This is a genomic window from Pseudomonas sp. CGJS7 (genome assembly GCF_036961695.1).
The window spans coordinates 1-647 of record NZ_JBAMDI010000321.1 but is presented as its reverse complement, the minus strand read 5'-3'; the positions used below and the strand labels follow the sequence as shown (position 1 = coordinate 647).

2 rRNA genes are annotated in these 647 nt (G+C 51.2%); both read right to left on the bottom strand.

Features of this window, described 5'->3' with window-relative positions:
- Window positions 1–25: 25 nt before the first annotated feature.
- Window positions 26–141, bottom strand: a 5S ribosomal RNA gene (rrf, locus tag V7787_RS52895).
- Window positions 142–272: 131 nt separating this feature from the next.
- A 23S ribosomal RNA gene (locus V7787_RS52890) occupies window positions 273–647 on the bottom strand; the annotation flags it as partial.

Sequence of the window (647 nt, the reverse complement as noted above, 5' to 3'; positions counted from 1 at the left end):
GCAGATAGGGGTTTTGCGAAATGAATCTTGACGATGACCTACTCTCACATGGGGAAACCCCACACTACCATCGGCGATGCATCGTTTCACTACTGAGTTCGGGATGGGATCAGGTGGTTCCAATGCTCTATGGTCGTCAAGAAATTCTGTTGCCAGAATGTCCAGATGGACAGCCCAGCGAATTCGGATATGCGATATTTGTGGTCTTACGAATTTTCGGGTCTTTCGTCTTCACCACCGCAATCTGCGTCAGCAAATTGCTTGGGTGTTATATGGTCAAGCCTCACGGGCAATTAGTATTGGTTAGCTCAACGCCTCACAGCGCTTACACACCCAACCTATCAACGTCGTAGTCTTCGACGGCCCTTTAGGGGATTCAAGATCCCAGTGAGATCTCATCTTGAGGCAAGTTTCCCGCTTAGATGCTTTCAGCGGTTATCTCTTCCGAACATAGCTACCCGGCAATGCCACTGGCGTGACAACCGGAACACCAGAGGTTCGTCCACTCCGGTCCTCTCGTACTAGGAGCAGCCCCTCTCAAATCTCAAACGTCCACGGCAGATAGGGACCGAACTGTCTCACGACGTTCTAAACCCAGCTCGCGTACCACTTTAAATGGCGAACAGCCATACCCTTGGGACCGGCTT